This window comes from Pseudomonas sp. 2VD, from assembly GCF_005503585.1.
Lineage (GTDB): Bacteria > Pseudomonadota > Gammaproteobacteria > Pseudomonadales > Pseudomonadaceae > Pseudomonas > Pseudomonas aeruginosa.
This window is the reverse complement of sequence record NZ_SCND01000117.1, coordinates 1-15,351: the sequence shown is the minus strand read 5'-3', so window position 1 is coordinate 15,351 and position 15,351 is coordinate 1. Positions and strand designations below refer to the sequence as shown.

At 65.2% G+C, this 15,351-nt stretch carries 19 protein-coding genes and 3 tRNA genes; 8 read left to right on the top strand and 14 right to left on the bottom strand.

The annotated features are described in order from the left end of the window. The 4 genes from FFS27_RS14935 to FFS27_RS14920 form a co-directional block, all read right to left on the bottom strand. A partial coding sequence (locus FFS27_RS14935) for a M14-type cytosolic carboxypeptidase (RefSeq protein ID WP_256659504.1) occupies window positions 1-207 on the bottom strand: 207 nt, incomplete at its 3' end. Window positions 208-347: 140 nt separating this feature from the next. Further along, window positions 348-1,223, bottom strand: a complete 876-nt coding sequence (gene htpX / locus FFS27_RS14930; protein ID WP_003090915.1) for a protease HtpX — start codon at window positions 1,221-1,223, stop codon at window positions 348-350. A 133-nt stretch (window positions 1,224-1,356) separates the two neighbouring features. After that, window positions 1,357-1,809, bottom strand: coding sequence for a hypothetical protein (locus FFS27_RS14925; RefSeq protein WP_003115276.1), 453 nt, complete (start codon window positions 1,807-1,809; stop codon window positions 1,357-1,359). A 50-nt stretch (window positions 1,810-1,859) separates the two neighbouring features. Continuing rightward, a complete protein-coding gene (locus tag FFS27_RS14920) occupies window positions 1,860-3,071 on the bottom strand; it encodes a pyridoxal phosphate-dependent aminotransferase (protein WP_003090913.1) in 1,212 nt (403 codons plus the stop codon). A gap of 184 nt (window positions 3,072-3,255) precedes the next feature. On the opposite strand from FFS27_RS14920, the gene msrB reads away from it, so the two are divergent. The 3 genes from msrB to ospR all read left to right on the top strand — a co-directional run bounded on the left by msrB (window position 3,256) and on the right by ospR (window position 4,739). Next, a complete protein-coding gene (msrB, locus tag FFS27_RS14915; RefSeq protein ID WP_003090911.1) occupies window positions 3,256-3,654 on the top strand; it encodes a peptide-methionine (R)-S-oxide reductase MsrB in 399 nt (132 codons plus the stop codon). 111 nt (window positions 3,655-3,765) lie between these two features. After that, window positions 3,766-4,251 (top strand): glutathione peroxidase, encoded by a 486-nt coding sequence (locus FFS27_RS14910; protein ID WP_003090910.1) that lies wholly within the window; start codon window positions 3,766-3,768, stop codon window positions 4,249-4,251. After that, window positions 4,248-4,739 (top strand): hydroperoxide stress response transcriptional regulator OspR, encoded by a 492-nt coding sequence (gene ospR / locus FFS27_RS14905; RefSeq protein ID WP_003090908.1) that lies wholly within the window; start codon window positions 4,248-4,250, stop codon window positions 4,737-4,739. The genes FFS27_RS14910 and ospR overlap by 4 nt, the downstream gene beginning before the upstream one ends. An 18-nt stretch (window positions 4,740-4,757) precedes the next feature. On the opposite strand, the gene sagS is transcribed toward ospR, so the two are convergent. Next, window positions 4,758-7,118 (bottom strand): two-component system sensor histidine kinase/response regulator SagS, encoded by a 2,361-nt coding sequence (gene sagS / locus FFS27_RS14900; protein WP_003130830.1) that lies wholly within the window; start codon window positions 7,116-7,118, stop codon window positions 4,758-4,760. 82 nt (window positions 7,119-7,200) lie between these two features. On the opposite strand from sagS, the gene FFS27_RS14895 reads away from it, so the two are divergent. Together FFS27_RS14895 and FFS27_RS14890 are read left to right on the top strand one after the other, a co-directional pair. Continuing rightward, a complete protein-coding gene (locus FFS27_RS14895; RefSeq protein WP_003090906.1) occupies window positions 7,201-8,091 on the top strand; it encodes an ATP-binding protein in 891 nt (296 codons plus the stop codon). Next, on the top strand, window positions 8,088-8,570 hold the full coding sequence (locus FFS27_RS14890; protein WP_021264209.1) for a GAF domain-containing protein: 483 nt from the start codon (window positions 8,088-8,090) through the stop codon (window positions 8,568-8,570). Before FFS27_RS14895 ends, FFS27_RS14890 begins: the two co-directional genes overlap by 4 nt. A 9-nt stretch (window positions 8,571-8,579) precedes the next feature. Here the strand turns inward: FFS27_RS14890 and FFS27_RS14885 are convergent, their stop codons facing one another. Together FFS27_RS14885 and FFS27_RS14880 are read right to left on the bottom strand one after the other, a co-directional pair. After that, window positions 8,580-9,242, bottom strand: a complete 663-nt coding sequence (locus FFS27_RS14885) for a glutathione S-transferase family protein (protein WP_003098798.1) — start codon at window positions 9,240-9,242, stop codon at window positions 8,580-8,582. A gap of 61 nt (window positions 9,243-9,303) precedes the next feature. Continuing rightward, window positions 9,304-10,077, bottom strand: coding sequence for a hypothetical protein (locus FFS27_RS14880; RefSeq protein ID WP_012613931.1), 774 nt, complete (start codon window positions 10,075-10,077; stop codon window positions 9,304-9,306). Window positions 10,078-10,294: 217 nt separating this feature from the next. On the opposite strand from FFS27_RS14880, the gene FFS27_RS14875 reads away from it, so the two are divergent. The 3 genes from FFS27_RS14875 to FFS27_RS14865 all read left to right on the top strand — a co-directional run bounded on the left by FFS27_RS14875 (window position 10,295) and on the right by FFS27_RS14865 (window position 10,608). Beyond that, window positions 10,295-10,370 (top strand) — tRNA-Glu (locus tag FFS27_RS14875). Window positions 10,371-10,372: 2 nt separating this feature from the next. Further along, window positions 10,373-10,448, top strand: a tRNA-Gly gene (locus FFS27_RS14870). 84 nt (window positions 10,449-10,532) lie between these two features. Continuing rightward, window positions 10,533-10,608: transfer RNA gene (locus FFS27_RS14865), tRNA-Gly, on the top strand. A 209-nt stretch (window positions 10,609-10,817) separates the two neighbouring features. Here FFS27_RS14865 and FFS27_RS14860 read toward each other — a convergent pair. The 7 genes from FFS27_RS14860 to FFS27_RS14830 form a co-directional block, all read right to left on the bottom strand. Continuing rightward, entirely contained in the window at window positions 10,818-11,138 is a 321-nt protein-coding gene (locus tag FFS27_RS14860) for a RebB family R body protein (RefSeq protein ID WP_003108983.1), read from the bottom strand. Between the two features lie 62 nt (window positions 11,139-11,200). Next, window positions 11,201-11,521, bottom strand: coding sequence for a RebB family R body protein (locus FFS27_RS14855; protein ID WP_003108980.1), 321 nt, complete (start codon window positions 11,519-11,521; stop codon window positions 11,201-11,203). Between the two features lie 150 nt (window positions 11,522-11,671). Continuing rightward, a complete protein-coding gene (locus FFS27_RS14850) occupies window positions 11,672-12,217 on the bottom strand; it encodes a hypothetical protein (RefSeq protein ID WP_003090901.1) in 546 nt (181 codons plus the stop codon). 53 nt (window positions 12,218-12,270) lie between these two features. Next, window positions 12,271-12,510: a hypothetical protein gene (locus tag FFS27_RS14845; RefSeq protein ID WP_003116567.1), complete on the bottom strand. Its 240-nt coding sequence runs from the start codon at window positions 12,508-12,510 to the stop codon at window positions 12,271-12,273. Between the two features lie 23 nt (window positions 12,511-12,533). Then, a complete protein-coding gene (locus FFS27_RS14840) occupies window positions 12,534-12,728 on the bottom strand; it encodes a hypothetical protein (RefSeq protein WP_021264258.1) in 195 nt (64 codons plus the stop codon). A gap of 10 nt (window positions 12,729-12,738) precedes the next feature. Continuing rightward, window positions 12,739-14,880, bottom strand: coding sequence for a hypothetical protein (locus FFS27_RS14835; protein WP_021264259.1), 2,142 nt, complete (start codon window positions 14,878-14,880; stop codon window positions 12,739-12,741). Between the two features lie 50 nt (window positions 14,881-14,930). Further along, window positions 14,931-15,351, bottom strand: a 421-nt coding sequence (locus tag FFS27_RS14830; RefSeq protein ID WP_137952078.1) for a hypothetical protein, incomplete at its 5' end; no start/stop codon positions are given.

The following is a 15,351-nucleotide window of genomic DNA, read 5'->3' as shown; positions in this document are numbered from 1 at the left end:
GCTCCAGGCATGGCTGTAGGCCGCCTGGCCGGCGTTGACCAGGGTGAAGCGGTGCTCGGTGGCGGGAGCCATGCCCTCGACCTTGAAGTGGAACCACTGGAAATGCTGGCTGGCCAGGTCGGGACGGATCGCCAGGCGGATCCGGCGGGGATCGCTGGCATCGATGACCTGGATGTTGCCGCTGTCGAAATCGGCGCGGATCTGCATGGGAACCTCATCGGGCGAAATCACGGACCCGCATGTTCCGGGGCTGGCTCGCGGCTGTCAAAGCGACCATGGATAGGTGGCTTTCCCGGGCATAAAAAAAGGGCGACCGATGGTCGCCCTGTCCCAAGTGTGAAAGCGGATCAGCGTGCGCTGGCGCGCAGCGCTTCGATACGATCTTCCAGCGGCGGGTGGCTCATCAGCAGGCCGGCCAGGCCGTGCTTGAGGCCGCCATTGATGCCGAAGGCGTTCAGGGTGTCGGGCATCTGCACCGGCACGCCCTGTTCCGAACGCAGGCGTTGCAGCGCGGCGATCATCGCGCCGGTGCCGGCCAGGTGGGCGCCGGCGGCGTCGGCGCGGAACTCGCGGCGGCGCGAGAACCACATGACGATGATGCTGGCGAGGATGCCGAGCACCAGTTCGGCGAAGATGGTCGCGACGAAGTAGCCGATGCCCGGGCCGTCCTCGTTCTTCAGGATGGCCTTGTCGACGAAGTTGCCGAAGATTCGCGCGAAGAACATCACGAAGGTGTTCACCACGCCCTGGATCAACGCCAGGGTGACCATGTCGCCGTTGGCGACGTGGCCGATCTCGTGGGCGAGGACGGCTTTCACCTCATCGGGCGAGAAACGTTCGAGCAGGCCCTGGCTGACCGCGACCAGCGCGTCGTTCTTGTTCCAGCCGGTGGCGAAGGCGTTGGCCTCGTAGGCGGGGAAGATGCCGACCTCCGGCATCTTGATGCCGGCTTCGCGGGACAGCTCTTCGACGGTCTGCAGCAGCCACTGTTCGTGACGGGTGCGCGGCTGGCTGATGACTTCGGTACCGGTGCTCATCTTCGCCATCCACTTGGAGATGAACAGCGAGACCAGCGAACCGGCGAAACCGAACACGGCGCAGAAGACCAGCAGGCTGCCGTAATTCTGGCCGGTGAAGCGGTCCACCCCGAGCAGTTTCAGGGTGATGCTGGCAATCACCAGGACTGCCAGGTTGGTGGCCAGGAACAACAGGATGCGCATCATGGTGTAAAGCTTCTCCTCACGGCTGAAGGCACGGAGCGCGGTTCGCAGGCCGCCGGGGCGGGCGAACGGGCTCCTGATAATCATGCGGGGTTATATAAGGGGCGGTCCATGGCGATTCAATCGAGGGACTATTTCAAACTGTGTCGCCTTGCGCGCCCAGGTTGCCCTCGAACAGCAGGCGGGTCAGCCCGGCCAGGCGTTCGCCGTCGCCCTGCGCCAGCGCCTGGCGCAACTGGTTGGCCAGGCTGGCCTGTTCGCGGCGCACGCTGGCCGGCGCCTCGGCCAGCGCCGCCGCGGCCCGGGGGACGATACGGGTAAGTCTTAGGAAGGCCTTTTCGCTGAGCACCGCCTGGTCGAGAGCCTCGTAATGAATGGTGTTGGCGAAGCGCAGGTAGCCTTCCTCGGCGAGCCAGAGCAGCGCGCCCAGACAACTTTGGTGACGTTTGCTCGGCAGGCCGAACTCGTCCGGCGCCTCGCGGCCGATCAGGTCTTCGACGTAGAGCGCGGTCTTGCGCGGAAACGCCTGGTAGAGAAGCAGGAGGCCGCCAGCGGCGTCCTTGTGGAAGTCGTCGATCTGCAGGTCCATGGATGGGTCGCCGGGCAGGGCGGCGCCAGCGGCGCCGCGGGAGCGGGGGGTTACTGCTGGTAGCCCTTGAGGAAGCTGCCGATGCGCAGGATCGCCTGCTCCAGGTCATCGACGCGGGGCAGGGTGACCACCCGGAAGTGGTCGGGCCACGGCCAGTTGAAGGCGGTGCCCTGGACGATCAGCAGTTTTTCCGAGAGCAGCAGGTCGAGGACGAACTTTTCGTCGTTGTGGATCGGGCAGACCTTCGGGTCGATCCGCGGGAAGGCGTACAGCGCGCCCATCGGCTTCACGCAGCTGACGCCGGGGATGTCGTTGAGCAGTTCCCAGGCGCGGTTGCGCTGCTCCAGCAGGCGCCCCGGCGGCAGGACCAGATCGTTGATGCTCTGGTAGCCGCCCAGGGCGGTCTGGATCGCGTGCTGCGCCGGGACGTTGGCGCACAGGCGCATGTTGGCGAGGATGTCGAGACCTTCGATATAGCTCTGTGCCCGCTGCTTGGGTCCGGAGATCGCCACCCAGCCGGAGCGGAAGCCGGCCACCCGGTAGGATTTGGACAGGCCGTTGAAGGTCAGGCAGAGCACGTCCGGCGCCAGCGAGGCGGTGGAGACGTGGACGGCGCCGTCGTAGAGGATCTTGTCGTAGATCTCGTCGGAGAACAGCACCAGGTTGTGCTGGCGGGCCAGTTCGACCATGCCTTCCAGCACTTCCCTGGAATACACCGCACCGGTGGGGTTGTTCGGGTTGATGATCACCATCGCCCTGGTGTTCGGCGTGATCTTCGCCTTGATGTCTTCGAGGTCCGGCCACCAGTTGGCCTGCTCGTCGCACAGGTAGTGCACCGGCTTGCCGCCGGCGAGGCTGACCGCGGCGGTCCACAGCGGGTAGTCGGGAGCGGGGATCAGCACCTCGTCGCCGTTGTTCAGCAGCGCCTGCATGGACATCACGATCAGTTCCGACACGCCGTTGCCGAGGTAGATGTCCTCGATGCCGACGCCCTCCACCTGCTTCTGCTGGTAATACTGCATCACTGCCTTGCGCGCGCTGAACAGACCCTTGGAGTCGCTGTAGCCCTGGGCGGTCGGCAGGTTGCGGATGACGTCCTGGAGGATTTCCTCGGGAGCTTCGAAACCGAACGGCGCCGGGTTGCCGATATTCAGCTTGAGGATGCGGTGACCCTCTTCCTCTAGGCGTTTGGCGTGCTTGAGCACCGGCCCGCGAATGTCATAGCAGACGTTGGCGAGCTTGTTCGATTTGCTGACCTGCATGATGTGTCGAGTCCCGAAGTGAGCGAACACCGTGGAACAGGCTGCGAAAAGCCCGCTGGATCGCGGCTTGGCAGGCTGTAACGCGGATGACAGACTGGCGTCTATAAGGAGCACGCATGATACGTGCGGCCCGTCCCCCGGAAAAGGGAGCGCCGGGCATTTTTCAGATCGCGAGGTAGAGCCGATGAGCAAGATCGACAAACCCCTGGACTCCTGGCGCGAGGAGTTGACCGAAGAGCAGTTCCACATCTGTCGCCTGGGCGGTACCGAACGCGCCTTCAGTGGCGAATACCACGCCACCAAGACCCCCGGGATCTATCATTGCACCTGCTGCGGCACGGCGTTGTTCGACTCCGACGCCAAGTACGACTCCGGCAGCGGTTGGCCGAGCTATTTCCAGCCGGTGGACGCCGAGGCGGTCCGCGAACTGGACGACTTCAGCCACGGCATGCACCGCATCGAAGTCCGCTGCGGCCGCTGCGATGCCCACCTGGGGCACGTCTTCCCGGATGGCCCCCGGCCCACCGGGTTGCGTTACTGCATCAACTCGGCCTCGCTGAAGCTGGTGCCGCGGGAGAGCTAGAGAGCGACGACCCGTCTTTGGTTCGGGTCGTTTTTCATTCAATCAAGTTGTGTGCAATTGAATTGCGAGCTACTTTGTTTCGAGACCCACCCTCAACAAGGAAGACAAGCCATGAGCGATTCGCTGCTGAGCATTCCCTGCACCACCATCAAGGGCGAACAGAAGACCCTGGCCGATTTCGGCGGCAAGGCGTTGCTGGTGGTGAACACCGCCAGCAAATGTGGCTTCACCCCGCAGTACCAGGGGCTGGAGGCCTTGTGGGAAAAATACCGTGAGCGCGGACTGGTGGTGCTCGGCTTCCCCTGCAACCAGTTCGGCAAGCAGGAACCGGGCGACGAGGGCGAGATTTCGCAGTTCTGCGAACTGAACTACGGGGTGAGCTTCCCGCTGTTCAGGAAGATCGAGGTCAACGGCGCCGGCGCCCACCCGTTGTTCGTCAGCCTGAAGAAGCGCGCGCCGGGCCTGCTCGGCAGCCAGGGCATCAAGTGGAACTTCACCAAGTTCCTGATCGGCCGCGATGGCCAGGTGGTGAAGCGCTACGCGCCGACCACCAAGCCGGAGGAGCTGAGCTCGGCGATCGAGGCGCTGCTTGAATGAGCACCCGGGGAAAAGTCGCCAGGCCGGATGGCGTCGAAGAATCGCTGCTGCTCGACAACCAGCTGTGTTTCAAGCTGTACGCCGCCTCGCGCGCAGTGATTCGCGGCTATCGGCCGCTGCTCGAACAGATCGGCCTGACCTATCCGCAGTACCTGGTCATGCTGGTGCTCTGGGAGTGGCATGCGAGCCCGCCGGAGCAGCCGACGGTGAAGGCCCTGGGCGACCGCCTGCTGCTCGACTCGGGAACCCTGACGCCCTTGCTCAAGCGCCTCGAACAGCTCGGCCTAGTGGATCGCCGTCGCGCCAGCCACGATGAGCGGGAGGTGCACCTGGCGCTGACGGTGCCAGGGATCACCTTGCGCGAACGGGTCATTCCGCTGCGCCAGCAACTGATCTGCAGCACCGGTTTCGACCTCAACGAGATGTTCGACCTGCACCAGCGCCTGGGCGGGTTGCTGTCGCGTTTTCGCCTGGTGGTGGGAGGCTAGCCGTCGTCGCGAGACCGGCTAGTCGCCCGCGGTGAGCGGGCACCAGCGGTCGAGGATGGCCTTCAGTTCGTCGCGGTGGAAGGGCTTGGCCAGGTAGTCGTCCATGCCGGCGGCACGACAACGTTCGCGCTCGTCCGGCAGGGCGTTGGCGGTCAGCGCGATGATCGGCAGGCCGCCCCAGCGTCCGCTGTCGCGGATCTGCCGGGTCGCTTCGTAGCCGTCCATCACCGGCATGTTGCAGTCCATCAGGACCAGGTCGATGGGATGCTCCTCCAGCATCTTCAGGGCATTCAGCCCGTGTTCGGCGATCCATACCTGGCAGCCGAGCTTGTGCAGCAGGCCCTTGGCGACCAACTGGTTGACCGGGTTGTCCTCCACCAGCAGGACCCGGGTGTTGCGCTGTTCTCCCGCGGTGTCCGAGGCGCTCGACGGGGCTATGGCGGTGTGTTCGAGCACGTGTTTCAGGGCCTGGTACAACTGGTTGCGACTCAGCGGCCTGGCCAGTTGGCGCAACGGCGACAGGCGGCGGGCCAGCTCCGGTTCGAGGAAACTGCCGTAGGCGGTGACCAGCAGGATCGGCGTACCGATGCTCGGACGCAGTCCCATCAGGCAGTCCGGGCAATCCGATATCAGTACGTCGAGCGAGTGGCCGAGCAGGCTGTCGTCGGTCTCCAGGCGCTTGTACTCCAGGCCCCAGCGCGGCAGCCAGGTTTGCAGCAGCTGCGCCAGCCCGCTGTTGGCCGAGCATTGCGCGATCACCCGGCCGCGCAGCGGCAGCGCCTGTAGCGGAGGGCTGACCGGTGCCAGCGGCAGGCCGACGCTGAACAGGCTGCCCAGGCCGACCGTCGACTCCACCGTCAGTTCGCCCTGCATGGCCTCGCACAGCTTGCGCGTGAGGGCCAGGCCGAGGCCGGTGCCGCCGTATTGGCGGGTGATACCCGCGTCGGCCTGGGTGAACGGTTGGAAGATGCGATCCAGCGCCTCCTGGGCGATACCGATGCCGGTGTCGCGCACACTGATGCGCACACCCTCGGCGGTGGCTTCCACGCGAACGTCGACCCGCCCCAGGCGGGTGAACTTCAGCGCGTTGGACAGCAGGTTGCTGACGACCTGGCGAATCCGCGTCGGGTCGCCGGAAACCTGGGCGGGCAGGGCGGGGTCGACCAGGCAGGTCAACTCCACGCCGGCCGCGGCGTTCTGCGAGAGGAGGCTGGCGGTGTCTTCCACCAGGACGCCCAGGTCGAACGGGATCTGTTCCAGGACCAGTTGCCCGGCCTCGAACTTGGAGAGGTCGAGCACGTCGTTGAGCAATTCCACCAGTACCTTGCCGGAGTCGTGGGCGATCGACAGCTGTTGGCGCTGTTCCGGGGTGAGCGGGCCGTCGAGGCTCAGCGAGAGCATGCCGAGCAGGCCGTTCAGCGGCGTGCGGATCTCGTGGCTCATGTTGGCCAGGAAGCTGGCGCGGGCCTGGGCCATATCGAGAGCGGTCTGGCGGGCTTCTTCGAGTTCCTGGTTGGATAGCGTCAGGCGCGCGTTGGCGGCCTTCAGCTCGGCGGTACGGGCGGCGACGATGCTTTCCAGCTCCTCCAGGTACTGGGTCAGGCGGTTCTCCGCCTCCCGGCGCTGTTCGATCTCTACCGAGATGCGCCCGAGCTGGCGGTTGATGACTTCCACCAGCACGCCGATCTCGTCGCGTTCGTGGCCCTTGGGGCAGGGCAGGCGCATGCGTGCCGGCGAGCGTGGATCGTGTCCGCTGAGGGCCTGGATCAGGCTGACCAGGGGCTTGGTCAGCAGGGTATAGAAGAGCACCAGCAGGATCAGCGACAGCAGCAGGCTGCGCACGAAGCCGGAGAGCAGGGTGATGCCGGCGCGACGGAGGAAGTCGTTGCCGAACACGAAGGTGTCGATTTCCAGCTGCAGTACGCCGAGGGCCTCGCCCGGCGCATGGTCGACATGCAACGGGTCCTCGTAGACCCGCTTGTGGCCGAAGAGGAAGTCGCTGAGCGGCCGCAGGCGGCTTTCGGCGGGTTCGCGCGAGGCGCTGGCCAGCGGCAGGCCGGAGGTGTCGATGATTTCCGCGCGGACCACGGCGGGCGAACGCAGCAGGCCGAGGACCAGCTCCTGGGCCAGCTCCGCATCGATGTTGTAGGCGATTCGCGCGGCGGGGTTGTGGCTGACGTCCAGCAGCGCGCGCACTTCGCGATTGATGGATGCGTCCTGGCTGGCATAATCGACGCCAACCTGAATCAGGCTGAGCAGGGTTCCCAGGATAAAGGCCACCAGCACGGTGAGGCTGGCCTGTTTGAACGACAGGCGATGGGTCAGCGCTATATCCATGGGGGCGGGGATCAGCCTTGGCGAGGTTCTGCCGCCTAGCATAGCCCATCCCGACCGTCTGTCGGGGTTCCTGGGCGCAACCGATGATCGATCCGTGACGTCAGTCCGATCCGAGGAGAACAGAGTGGATTCCCGATTGAGCGATTTTCTTGCCCGCGCCGAAAGCGTGCTCGCGCGCCTGGAGCCGCTGCTGCCGGCCGTACGCGAAGCCGTCGACTGGGAGCGCAGCCTGGCGGCGCGCTGGCACCGCGACGGCCGCAGCGGCTACCTGCAGCCGCTGGAGGTCAGCCTCGACCTGCGCCTGGCCGACCTGCTGGGCGTAGAGCGGCAGCGCGAGCAACTGGAACGCAACACCCGCCAGTTCGTCGCCGGCCAGCCGGCCAACCACGCGTTGCTCTGGGGGGCCCGCGGGACCGGCAAGTCCTCTCTGGTTCGTGCGCTGCTGGCTGAGCTGGCCGGCGCCGGGCTGCGCCTGATCGAGATCGAGCGCGACCACCTGGCCGACCTGCCGCGCGTGGTCGAGCAACTGCAAGGCCTGCCGCAGCGCTTCGTGCTGTTCTGCGACGACCTCTCGTTCGATGCCGGGGAAGGCGACTACCGGGTACTCAAGAGCGTGCTCGACGGCTCGCTGGAACAGGCGCCGGACAATGTGCTGCTCTACGCCACCTCCAACCGCCGGCACCTGGTTTCGGAGAAGCAGAGCGACAACGAGAACTGGAAGATGGTGGACGGCGAGCTGCATCCCAACGAAGCGGTGGAGGACAAGATCGCCTTGTCCGACCGTTTCGGCCTGTGGCTGTCGTTCTATCCCTTCACCCAGGAGCATTTCCTCAGCGTGGTTCGCCACTGGGTGGACGTGCTCGCGGAGAAGGCCGGGCTGGCCTGGAGCTGGAGCGAGGAGCTGGAGAAGGAAGCGATCCGCTGGGCGCTTGGCCGCGGCAACCGCAACGGCCGTTGCGCCTATCAGTTCTCCCGCTACTGGGTGGGCAAGCAACTGCTGGAGCGCCAGGCATGATCGATCTGCAGCAATCTGGCGCCGGGCTGGCCGGCTACGCCCTGCTGGCGGCGCAGGCCGAGGCGCTGTTCGCCGACGAGCGCGATTTCATCGCCAACGCCGCGCAGTTCTCCGCCTTTCTCTTCCATGAGCTGGACGACCTGAACTGGGCCGGCTTCTATCTGAACCGCAACGAGGAACTGGTCCTGGGACCGTTCCAGGGCAAGGTCGCCTGCGTCCGCATTCCCTTCTCCAAGGGCGTCTGCGGCGCCGCGGCGCGTACCCGGCTGACCCAGCGGGTCGACGACGTCCACGCGTTTCCCGGCCACATCGCCTGCGACAGCGCTTCCAGCAGCGAACTGGTGGTGCCTCTGCTCAAGGACGGCCGCCTGGTCGCTGTGCTCGATCTGGACAGCCCGAGCGTGGGACGCTTCAGCGCCGAGGACCAGGCCGGGATCGAAGGCCTGGTGGAGATATTCCTGCGCCTGACGGACTGCTGAGCGACGCGTTCAGGCTTTCGCTGCGAGCTTGTCGAGGGTCCGTCGTTCCCCCGGCAGCAGCGCTTGCATCGCCGGGCGTTCGAGCATCCGCGCGAAATGCGCGGCGAGGGCCGGCCAGCGTTGCTCGTCCAGGTTTTCGCCGGCGTGACGCAGGTTGACCAACTGGCTGGCGATCGCCAGGTCGGCGAGGGTCAGTCGCTCGCCGACGAAGAAGGCCCGGCCGTCGAGATGGTTTTCCAGGTAATCGAAGTGCGCTGGCAGCTTTTCCTCCAGCGCGCGACGCACGTCGTTCTCCTCGCAGGCCTGGCCCATCGCCGGCTTGAGTATCCGGTTGCGGAAGATCGTCAGCGTGGCCAGGGGAGCGATCTCGTAGTCGGCGTATTTTTCCAGCCAGCGCACCGCTGCGCGGCCGGCGGGGGCGTCGCCCTGGAGATTCGGCGGTTCGGGATAGCGTTCTTCCAGGTACTGGCAGATCACGCTGGAGTCGGCGAGGGCCAGGTCGCCGTCGCGCAACGCCGGGATGCGGCCCAGCGGGCTGATCTCGCGATACCAGGCCGGCTGGCCGAACGGGGCGATCGCTTCCAACTGGTAGTCGAGGCCCTTTTCGGCCAGGAGCAGGCGGACCTTGCGGACGAACGGAGACAGCGGGGCTCCGTAGAGTGTCAGGCTCATAACGATTTCCTCGGTCGATATGAGCCTGGGTTATAGCACGGCTGCCGTGGGCAGGCCGGAATCAGTCGTAGACGTTCTTCTTCTTCCACAGGTCGTCTGCATCGAGGGCCTTCAATCCCTCGTTGAGTTCGCTGGGCTCCTCGCTCGCCGGCTGGCTGTTGTTCAGCACCATCGCGTTGGCGCGGGCCAGCTGCGTTTCCATCTGCTGCAGCTCCGCCTGGTAGCGCGCCAGCTCGGGCTGCTTGCGCAGGTACTGGGCGCCGCGTTCGAAGGCCAGGCGCGCCTGGCGCGGTTCGTTCTGCTGCAGGGCCTGCTGGCCGAGATTGCCGAAGAACTCGATATGCAGGCGCACCAGGAGGTGGCGAATCTCCTTGACCCAGATCTGCGCCTCGCTGCGCGGCAGGTGGCCGTCCTGGGTGAAACGGGTGAGCTGGGCATGCAGGGCTTCGAAGAGGAAGCGGACTTCCTTGGCCTTGTCCTCGGTCAGGATCGCCTGGGGCGGATTGCGCACCGGGATCGACTCGCCCTTGGCGACCAGCGCGCGCAACTCTTCTATGCGAGCCTTGAGCCCGGCATCGGCTTTCTTCTCCAGCGCCAGTTGCTGCTCGCTGAGGCTGAGCTCGATCTGGCTCATCAACAGCTTCAGCGACGGGCTGACGAACTGGCCGGGAAGGCTCTCGGAAATCTGCGCGCAGCGCCGGACCCGGTCGTTGAGTTCGGCTTTCAGGCGCGCTTTCTCCAGCTTGCTGTTTTCCACCACGTGGTTGATATAGCCAATGGCGATTAGGAGGGCGATCCCGCCGATGATGAGGGCGGTAATGAGGAGTGGCGACACCTTGGGACTCCGCTGTAAGAATTTTCTCAGTCTAATGTCTTGGTGCTACCACTGATAGCAGCAGCTCATTATTTGCACAGAAGTCTTTGATTTAAAAAAATTTTCTCAGAAGGGTTGACGCCTCCCCGGACGCTCCATAAAATGCGCGCCACTTCCAGCGTGAAGCCAAACGCGAAACACTGGAAGCCGGAAAGATCTGTTGTAAGTTCCGGGCCGCGTCCCCTTCGTCTAGTGGCCTAGGACACCGCCCTTTCACGGCGGTAACAGGGGTTCGAGTCCCCTAGGGGACGCCATTGCGGGAATAGCTCAGTTGGTAGAGCACGACCTTGCCAAGGTCGGGGTCGCGAGTTCGAGTCTCGTTTCCCGCTCCAAATTCTACAGCCTGGCTTCGGCGGGGTTGGTGAAAGTTAGGCGTCAAAGGTTCGGTTTCGGCCGAACGGGCAACAAGTTGTAACGCGGGAATAGCTCAGTTGGTAGAGCACGACCTTGCCAAGGTCGGGGTCGCGAGTTCGAGTCTCGTTTCCCGCTCCAAACATGATCCAGGTTTCGGCATGGGTCGAAGAGAAAAGGGCCTTCGGGCCCTTTTTTCGTTTCTGCGATCCGCACCGCCCTGGTGCTTTTCCCGATTCCCCCCATGTTCCCCTCGGCAGGCCGCTGTCCCGCCGCATCTGCTCGCTCGATCGTCGAGACGAAAAAGGCCACTCGTGGAGTGGCCTTCTCTGGTGTAGCGACGGCGGCGATCAGGGCAGCGCTTTGAGCACCGTCAGCAGGCTGGTGAGGTTGTCGGCCACGCCCAGCTGGCCGATCTTCTCGGTGGCGCCGCCGGCGGCGCTGGTATCCAGACTGTAGATCTGCATCACGCCCATGTTGGAAGCGGCCAGGGCCAGGGCGTTCTGCTGTTGCTGGGCAGCTACCGAATTCTCGAACAGGATGCCGGTGGAGTGGGCCATGGTCTGGAAGATCGAACCCAGCGCCATGGCCGGGGCTTCACCGATCACCTTGACGTTGGACTGGGTGACGGCATCGGTGATCTGGTTGTTTACTGCGGTTGGGAAGCTCATGGTGATTCTCCTGAATCATTGCGAAGGATGTACGGCGATTGCTTGGACCCGGCGGGTCAGGCTCAGGTGAAGGATTTCAGTACGGTCAGCAGGCTGGTGAGGTTGTCGGCCACGCCCAACTGGCCGACTTTCTCGGTGGCTCCGGCATCGGCGGCGGTGTCGAGGCTGTAGATCTGCATCACGCCCATGTTGGAGGCGGCCAGGGCCAGGGCGTTCTGCTGTTGCTGGGCGCTCACCGCGTTCTCGAAGAGAATCCCGGTGGAGTGGGCCATGGTCTGGTAGATGGTGCCCAGCGCCATGGCTGGCGCCTCACCGACGACCTTGACGTTGGACTGGGTGACGGCATCGGTGATCTGGTCGTTGACTGCGGTCGGAAAACTCATGATGTGACTCCCTGTGAGTGAACGGCACGGCTCATGTCGTGCTGTCTTGATGAACGCTCCAGCCAGGGAGTTGTGAATCCGTCGGCGCCAGGCCTGGCGGGCGGCGAAAATGCAAGCGCCCCGCGAGGCGGGGCGCTTGTCGGTGCGGTCTCATGCGGCGGGCGGGTCGGGCTTGTCCGGCGGCGGTGCGGACGTGTTGTGGTTGCTCTGGTTGAAGATGGCGATAGCGTTCTCCAGTTGCTGCTTGAGCGAGCCGAAGTTCTGCTCGAAGCACAGGCGTACCTCGCTCTTCACTAGGTTGGCCAGGCGGTCGGCAATCTGCGACATCACCAACTGGTTGGCGCTTGCCTGGCCGCTCTGCAGGTGGCCGGGACGCAGTTCGGCCAGGCTGCCGGCGGCATTGACCGCCTCGAGAATCGCCTGCTCGCCGCTGTCCTGGGCGCGGAGGGCCTGGGTCGAGGCCTGCTGGACGTTCTGCAGGATCTGGCGGATGGAGCCTTCGGAACGCTGCCGGCCGTTCTCGATCACCTGTTCGGCCTGCTGTCGCGCGTGCACGGCCGGATCGCTGCTGGCGTCGTTGCCGAGGCCGAGCTGGAACTGTCTCAACTGCTCGTGTTCTTCGCTGGTGAGGGGGCGTTTCAGCCAGCGTTGCGCCAGCTGGACCAGATTCCTTCCCAATTCTTCCGAGATCGACATGCGCGGACTCCTCTGCGATAGACGCGCGGTGCGCGGGGTGTCGTGGCGAGGCTTCAGTACTGCTGCGTGCCGTCCGCCGAGGGGGCCTGCGCGCTGCCGCCGGTATCGCCGGGGTAGGCGGCGGCAGCGGCCTGCAGGGTGCTGTAGGCGGTGCTCAACTGCACCGCCAACTGTCCGAGGCTGGCCGGGTCGTCCACGCTGTCTCCCTGGGACAGGGCCTGGAGCCAGCCTTGCAGGCATTCGGTGAGGAGTGCCTTGACCTGGGTGACGAGGGTTTCGAGTTCTTCCTTCATGACGCTTCTCCTGGGGTGGGTGCTCATCCGAGCAGTTTCAGCACGGCCAAGAGCTTGGCCGCATCGCTGTCCGATATTTCCAGCAGGCGCTTTCCGCTCGCCGGCCTGCTGGGGTGCGGTTGGTCCCGTGCCTCCTCGCTGGCGTCCGGCGAACGCTGCGCCGGGCGGTCCGCGGCGGCGAGCGCGCGGCGTCTGATGTAGCGTGCGTAGGCGCTCATCGGTCGCTCCTCAGCTGCTGCGGGTGGAGATGCGCACGACCGAGGCGGGGGCGGCGAATCCTTCGAAGCGCTGCAGCTCTCGGTCCCGATGGGGCGCGCCGGCCAAGTCGACGGCGCCGATGGTTTCCTCCCAGTAGGCGCTGCCCAGTTGCACCAGCAGGCGTTGGGCATTCTCCAGCGAAGCGGCCGGAACCCGGCCGTGGCGGTCCGCGGCGGCATAGTTGAGCAGGAGCGCCATGCGGATCGCTTCGTCCTGTACGTTGGAGTGCTCGACACCCTGGCCGTCGGCGCCCAGCAGATAGGAGCGCCAGTTGAGGACCTGGGCGAAGAGTCGCCGGTAGGCTTCGAACTGGAAGTAGCGATCCTCCTCGGAGCGGTAGAGCGCGCACTGACTTGCGAAGAACTGTTCCAGCGCGGGTTTCGCCCAGCCGGGTGTACCCGGGAGGTGTTCGCCCAGTTCGTCGAAGCCGCTCTGGCTTTCCGCCAGGGCATGGACGTACTGCATCTGTTGTGGGTCCAGGCGCTGTTCGCCCTGGTAGGCGATGGCCAGACTGAGTTCCTTGAGCTGGTCGGTGCCGACGTATCCATCGAGATGGCGCAGGCCACGGTTCAGGCGGTATTCCTGCAGCGAGTCGAAGAGGCCGGAGGCGCCGGTAATGAAATTGCTTCCCAGGTTGGTGTCGAAGCACAGCTCGGGGAACTTGCTGGCCAGATAGTTGCGGTAGTAGTAGGCATGGCCGATGCGCAGGCTGAACAGATCGCTCTCCAGCAGGCGGCGGTAGTAGCTGTTGCCGTCGGCGTCGCGGCTGGCCAGCGCCTGGCAGAGGTTCACGACGTTGGTGCGGGCGTAGTAGGCGACCAGGGCCTGGGTAGTCCCGCTGGTGATGTCGAAGCGGCGTAGCCGCAGGCCGGAGGCGGTCAGGCTGTTGCCGAAAAACAGTTCGTCGAAAAGGCCGGCGAGGGCGCTGGGCGCCTTGTCACGGTCCTGCAGGTTCTCCCGTTCGCGTAGCCGCGCCTTGACCTGGCGGATGGTGTTGCCATAGCACTTCCAGGCATAGGCGGAGAGCGCTGCGTAGAAATCGTCCAGCGCGTTGGCGTTGCGCAGGAAGTAACCGCACAGCGACCGGTTGTCGTCGGACACCCCGGTCCCCTCTCCACAATGGATGTGCAGGACCACCTTGCGGGTTTCCGGCTTGCCGTCCAGGTAGCGGCGAAACACCGCGGCCTGTCCGAGGAGGAAGTCGAAGAACTGTCGGTACAGGCCGGTAGCGGTCTCCATGCCGAGCAGGTCGATGCCGACCAGCCGGGCCTGCGGTGGCTGCCCCTGCTGTATTTCGAAATGACGGAGGATCCTGTGCAGCTCGGCATCGAAGGCGGCTTCGCTGGCATAGCCATGCGCGGTGTGGGCGAGCAGGCGGTAGGCGGTTTTCTCGGAGGCGTTGAATTGTTCGAACAGGGAATCGAGGACGGCCACCTCGTCTTCCCCCGTCGCCGTCTGGGTATGGCTGATTCCTTCGTGGAGGAGGAACCCCAGCGTCAGGCAGGCGAATTCGCCCGGATGGCGATCGCGGATGGCGCCGCGGGCCCAGTAGGCGTCGTCGAACGGCGTGTACTTGTTGCCGCTCCAGATCTTGCGGTTGAAGTAGCGGACGAACTGGTCCGTCTCGCTGTCGCGAACCGCGCTCGCACCGAGCAGTTCCAGGGTGCCGAGGTAGATCGCTGGCTGGTCGATGGCCGCTGGCGGCGAGGTCCGGCCAAAACGTTGCGCCAGGATGAGGCAGGCGAGATAGATGTTCTCCGCCGCGCATTCGCCGCGCAGGTAGCCCTGACGGTCGGTCGCGGCGAACGGATTGCGCCTGACCATCCGCTGCAGAGCCAGTTCGAACAGCTCATAGTGCGCGGTCTGGCGAGCCTCCTCCAGCGCCTTGCCGTCGACGTCCGGGGCGACGCCGCGGGCACTCATCAGCAGCCCGATCAGGGAAAGCTCCTGGCCTTTCTCCAGGCTCACTTGCCGCTCGCCGACGCGGAAGACCCGGCGGTCGCGCGTCCAGCGGCTGTTGCTTTCCACCGGCAGGATGCCGGCGAAGTGACTATGGAAGTCGAAGGGATAGCGATGGAACCTGACCGGTTCTTCCAGCTTGAAATAGGCCATGACGGCTCTCCTGTGCCAGGGCCGGACGCCGCCGGCCCCGCCGGTGGTGGCTACGATTGGGTGTCCTTGCCGCCGCGACTGGCGAGGGTCTCGCTGTACTTGGCGATGCTCTGGTCGATCTTGTCGATGGCGAAGCTGGCCGATTCCGCCTCGATCGCCCCGGCCGCCGCGGCTACCGCGGCGGCGGCGCCCATCAGCAGGTCGGTGGCAAGGGCGCCGAGCGCGTCCTCGGCAGCCTGGGCCAGCTTGTTTTCGGCGATGTTCTGGGTCATCTGCCGGAGCAGGATCGCCTGGCTGGCCAGGGCGATCTTGCTGACTCCGTCGAAGTAGCTGGCGGCGGATTGCGCCACCAGCCCGGAGGCCTGGCTGATCATCATGTTCGGCGCGATGGCGATCTGCGACGGCGCATAGCCGGCGGTTTCGCTGTTGCTCATCTGCACCGCCTGCACGACTTGACTGTTCAGGGCGCTG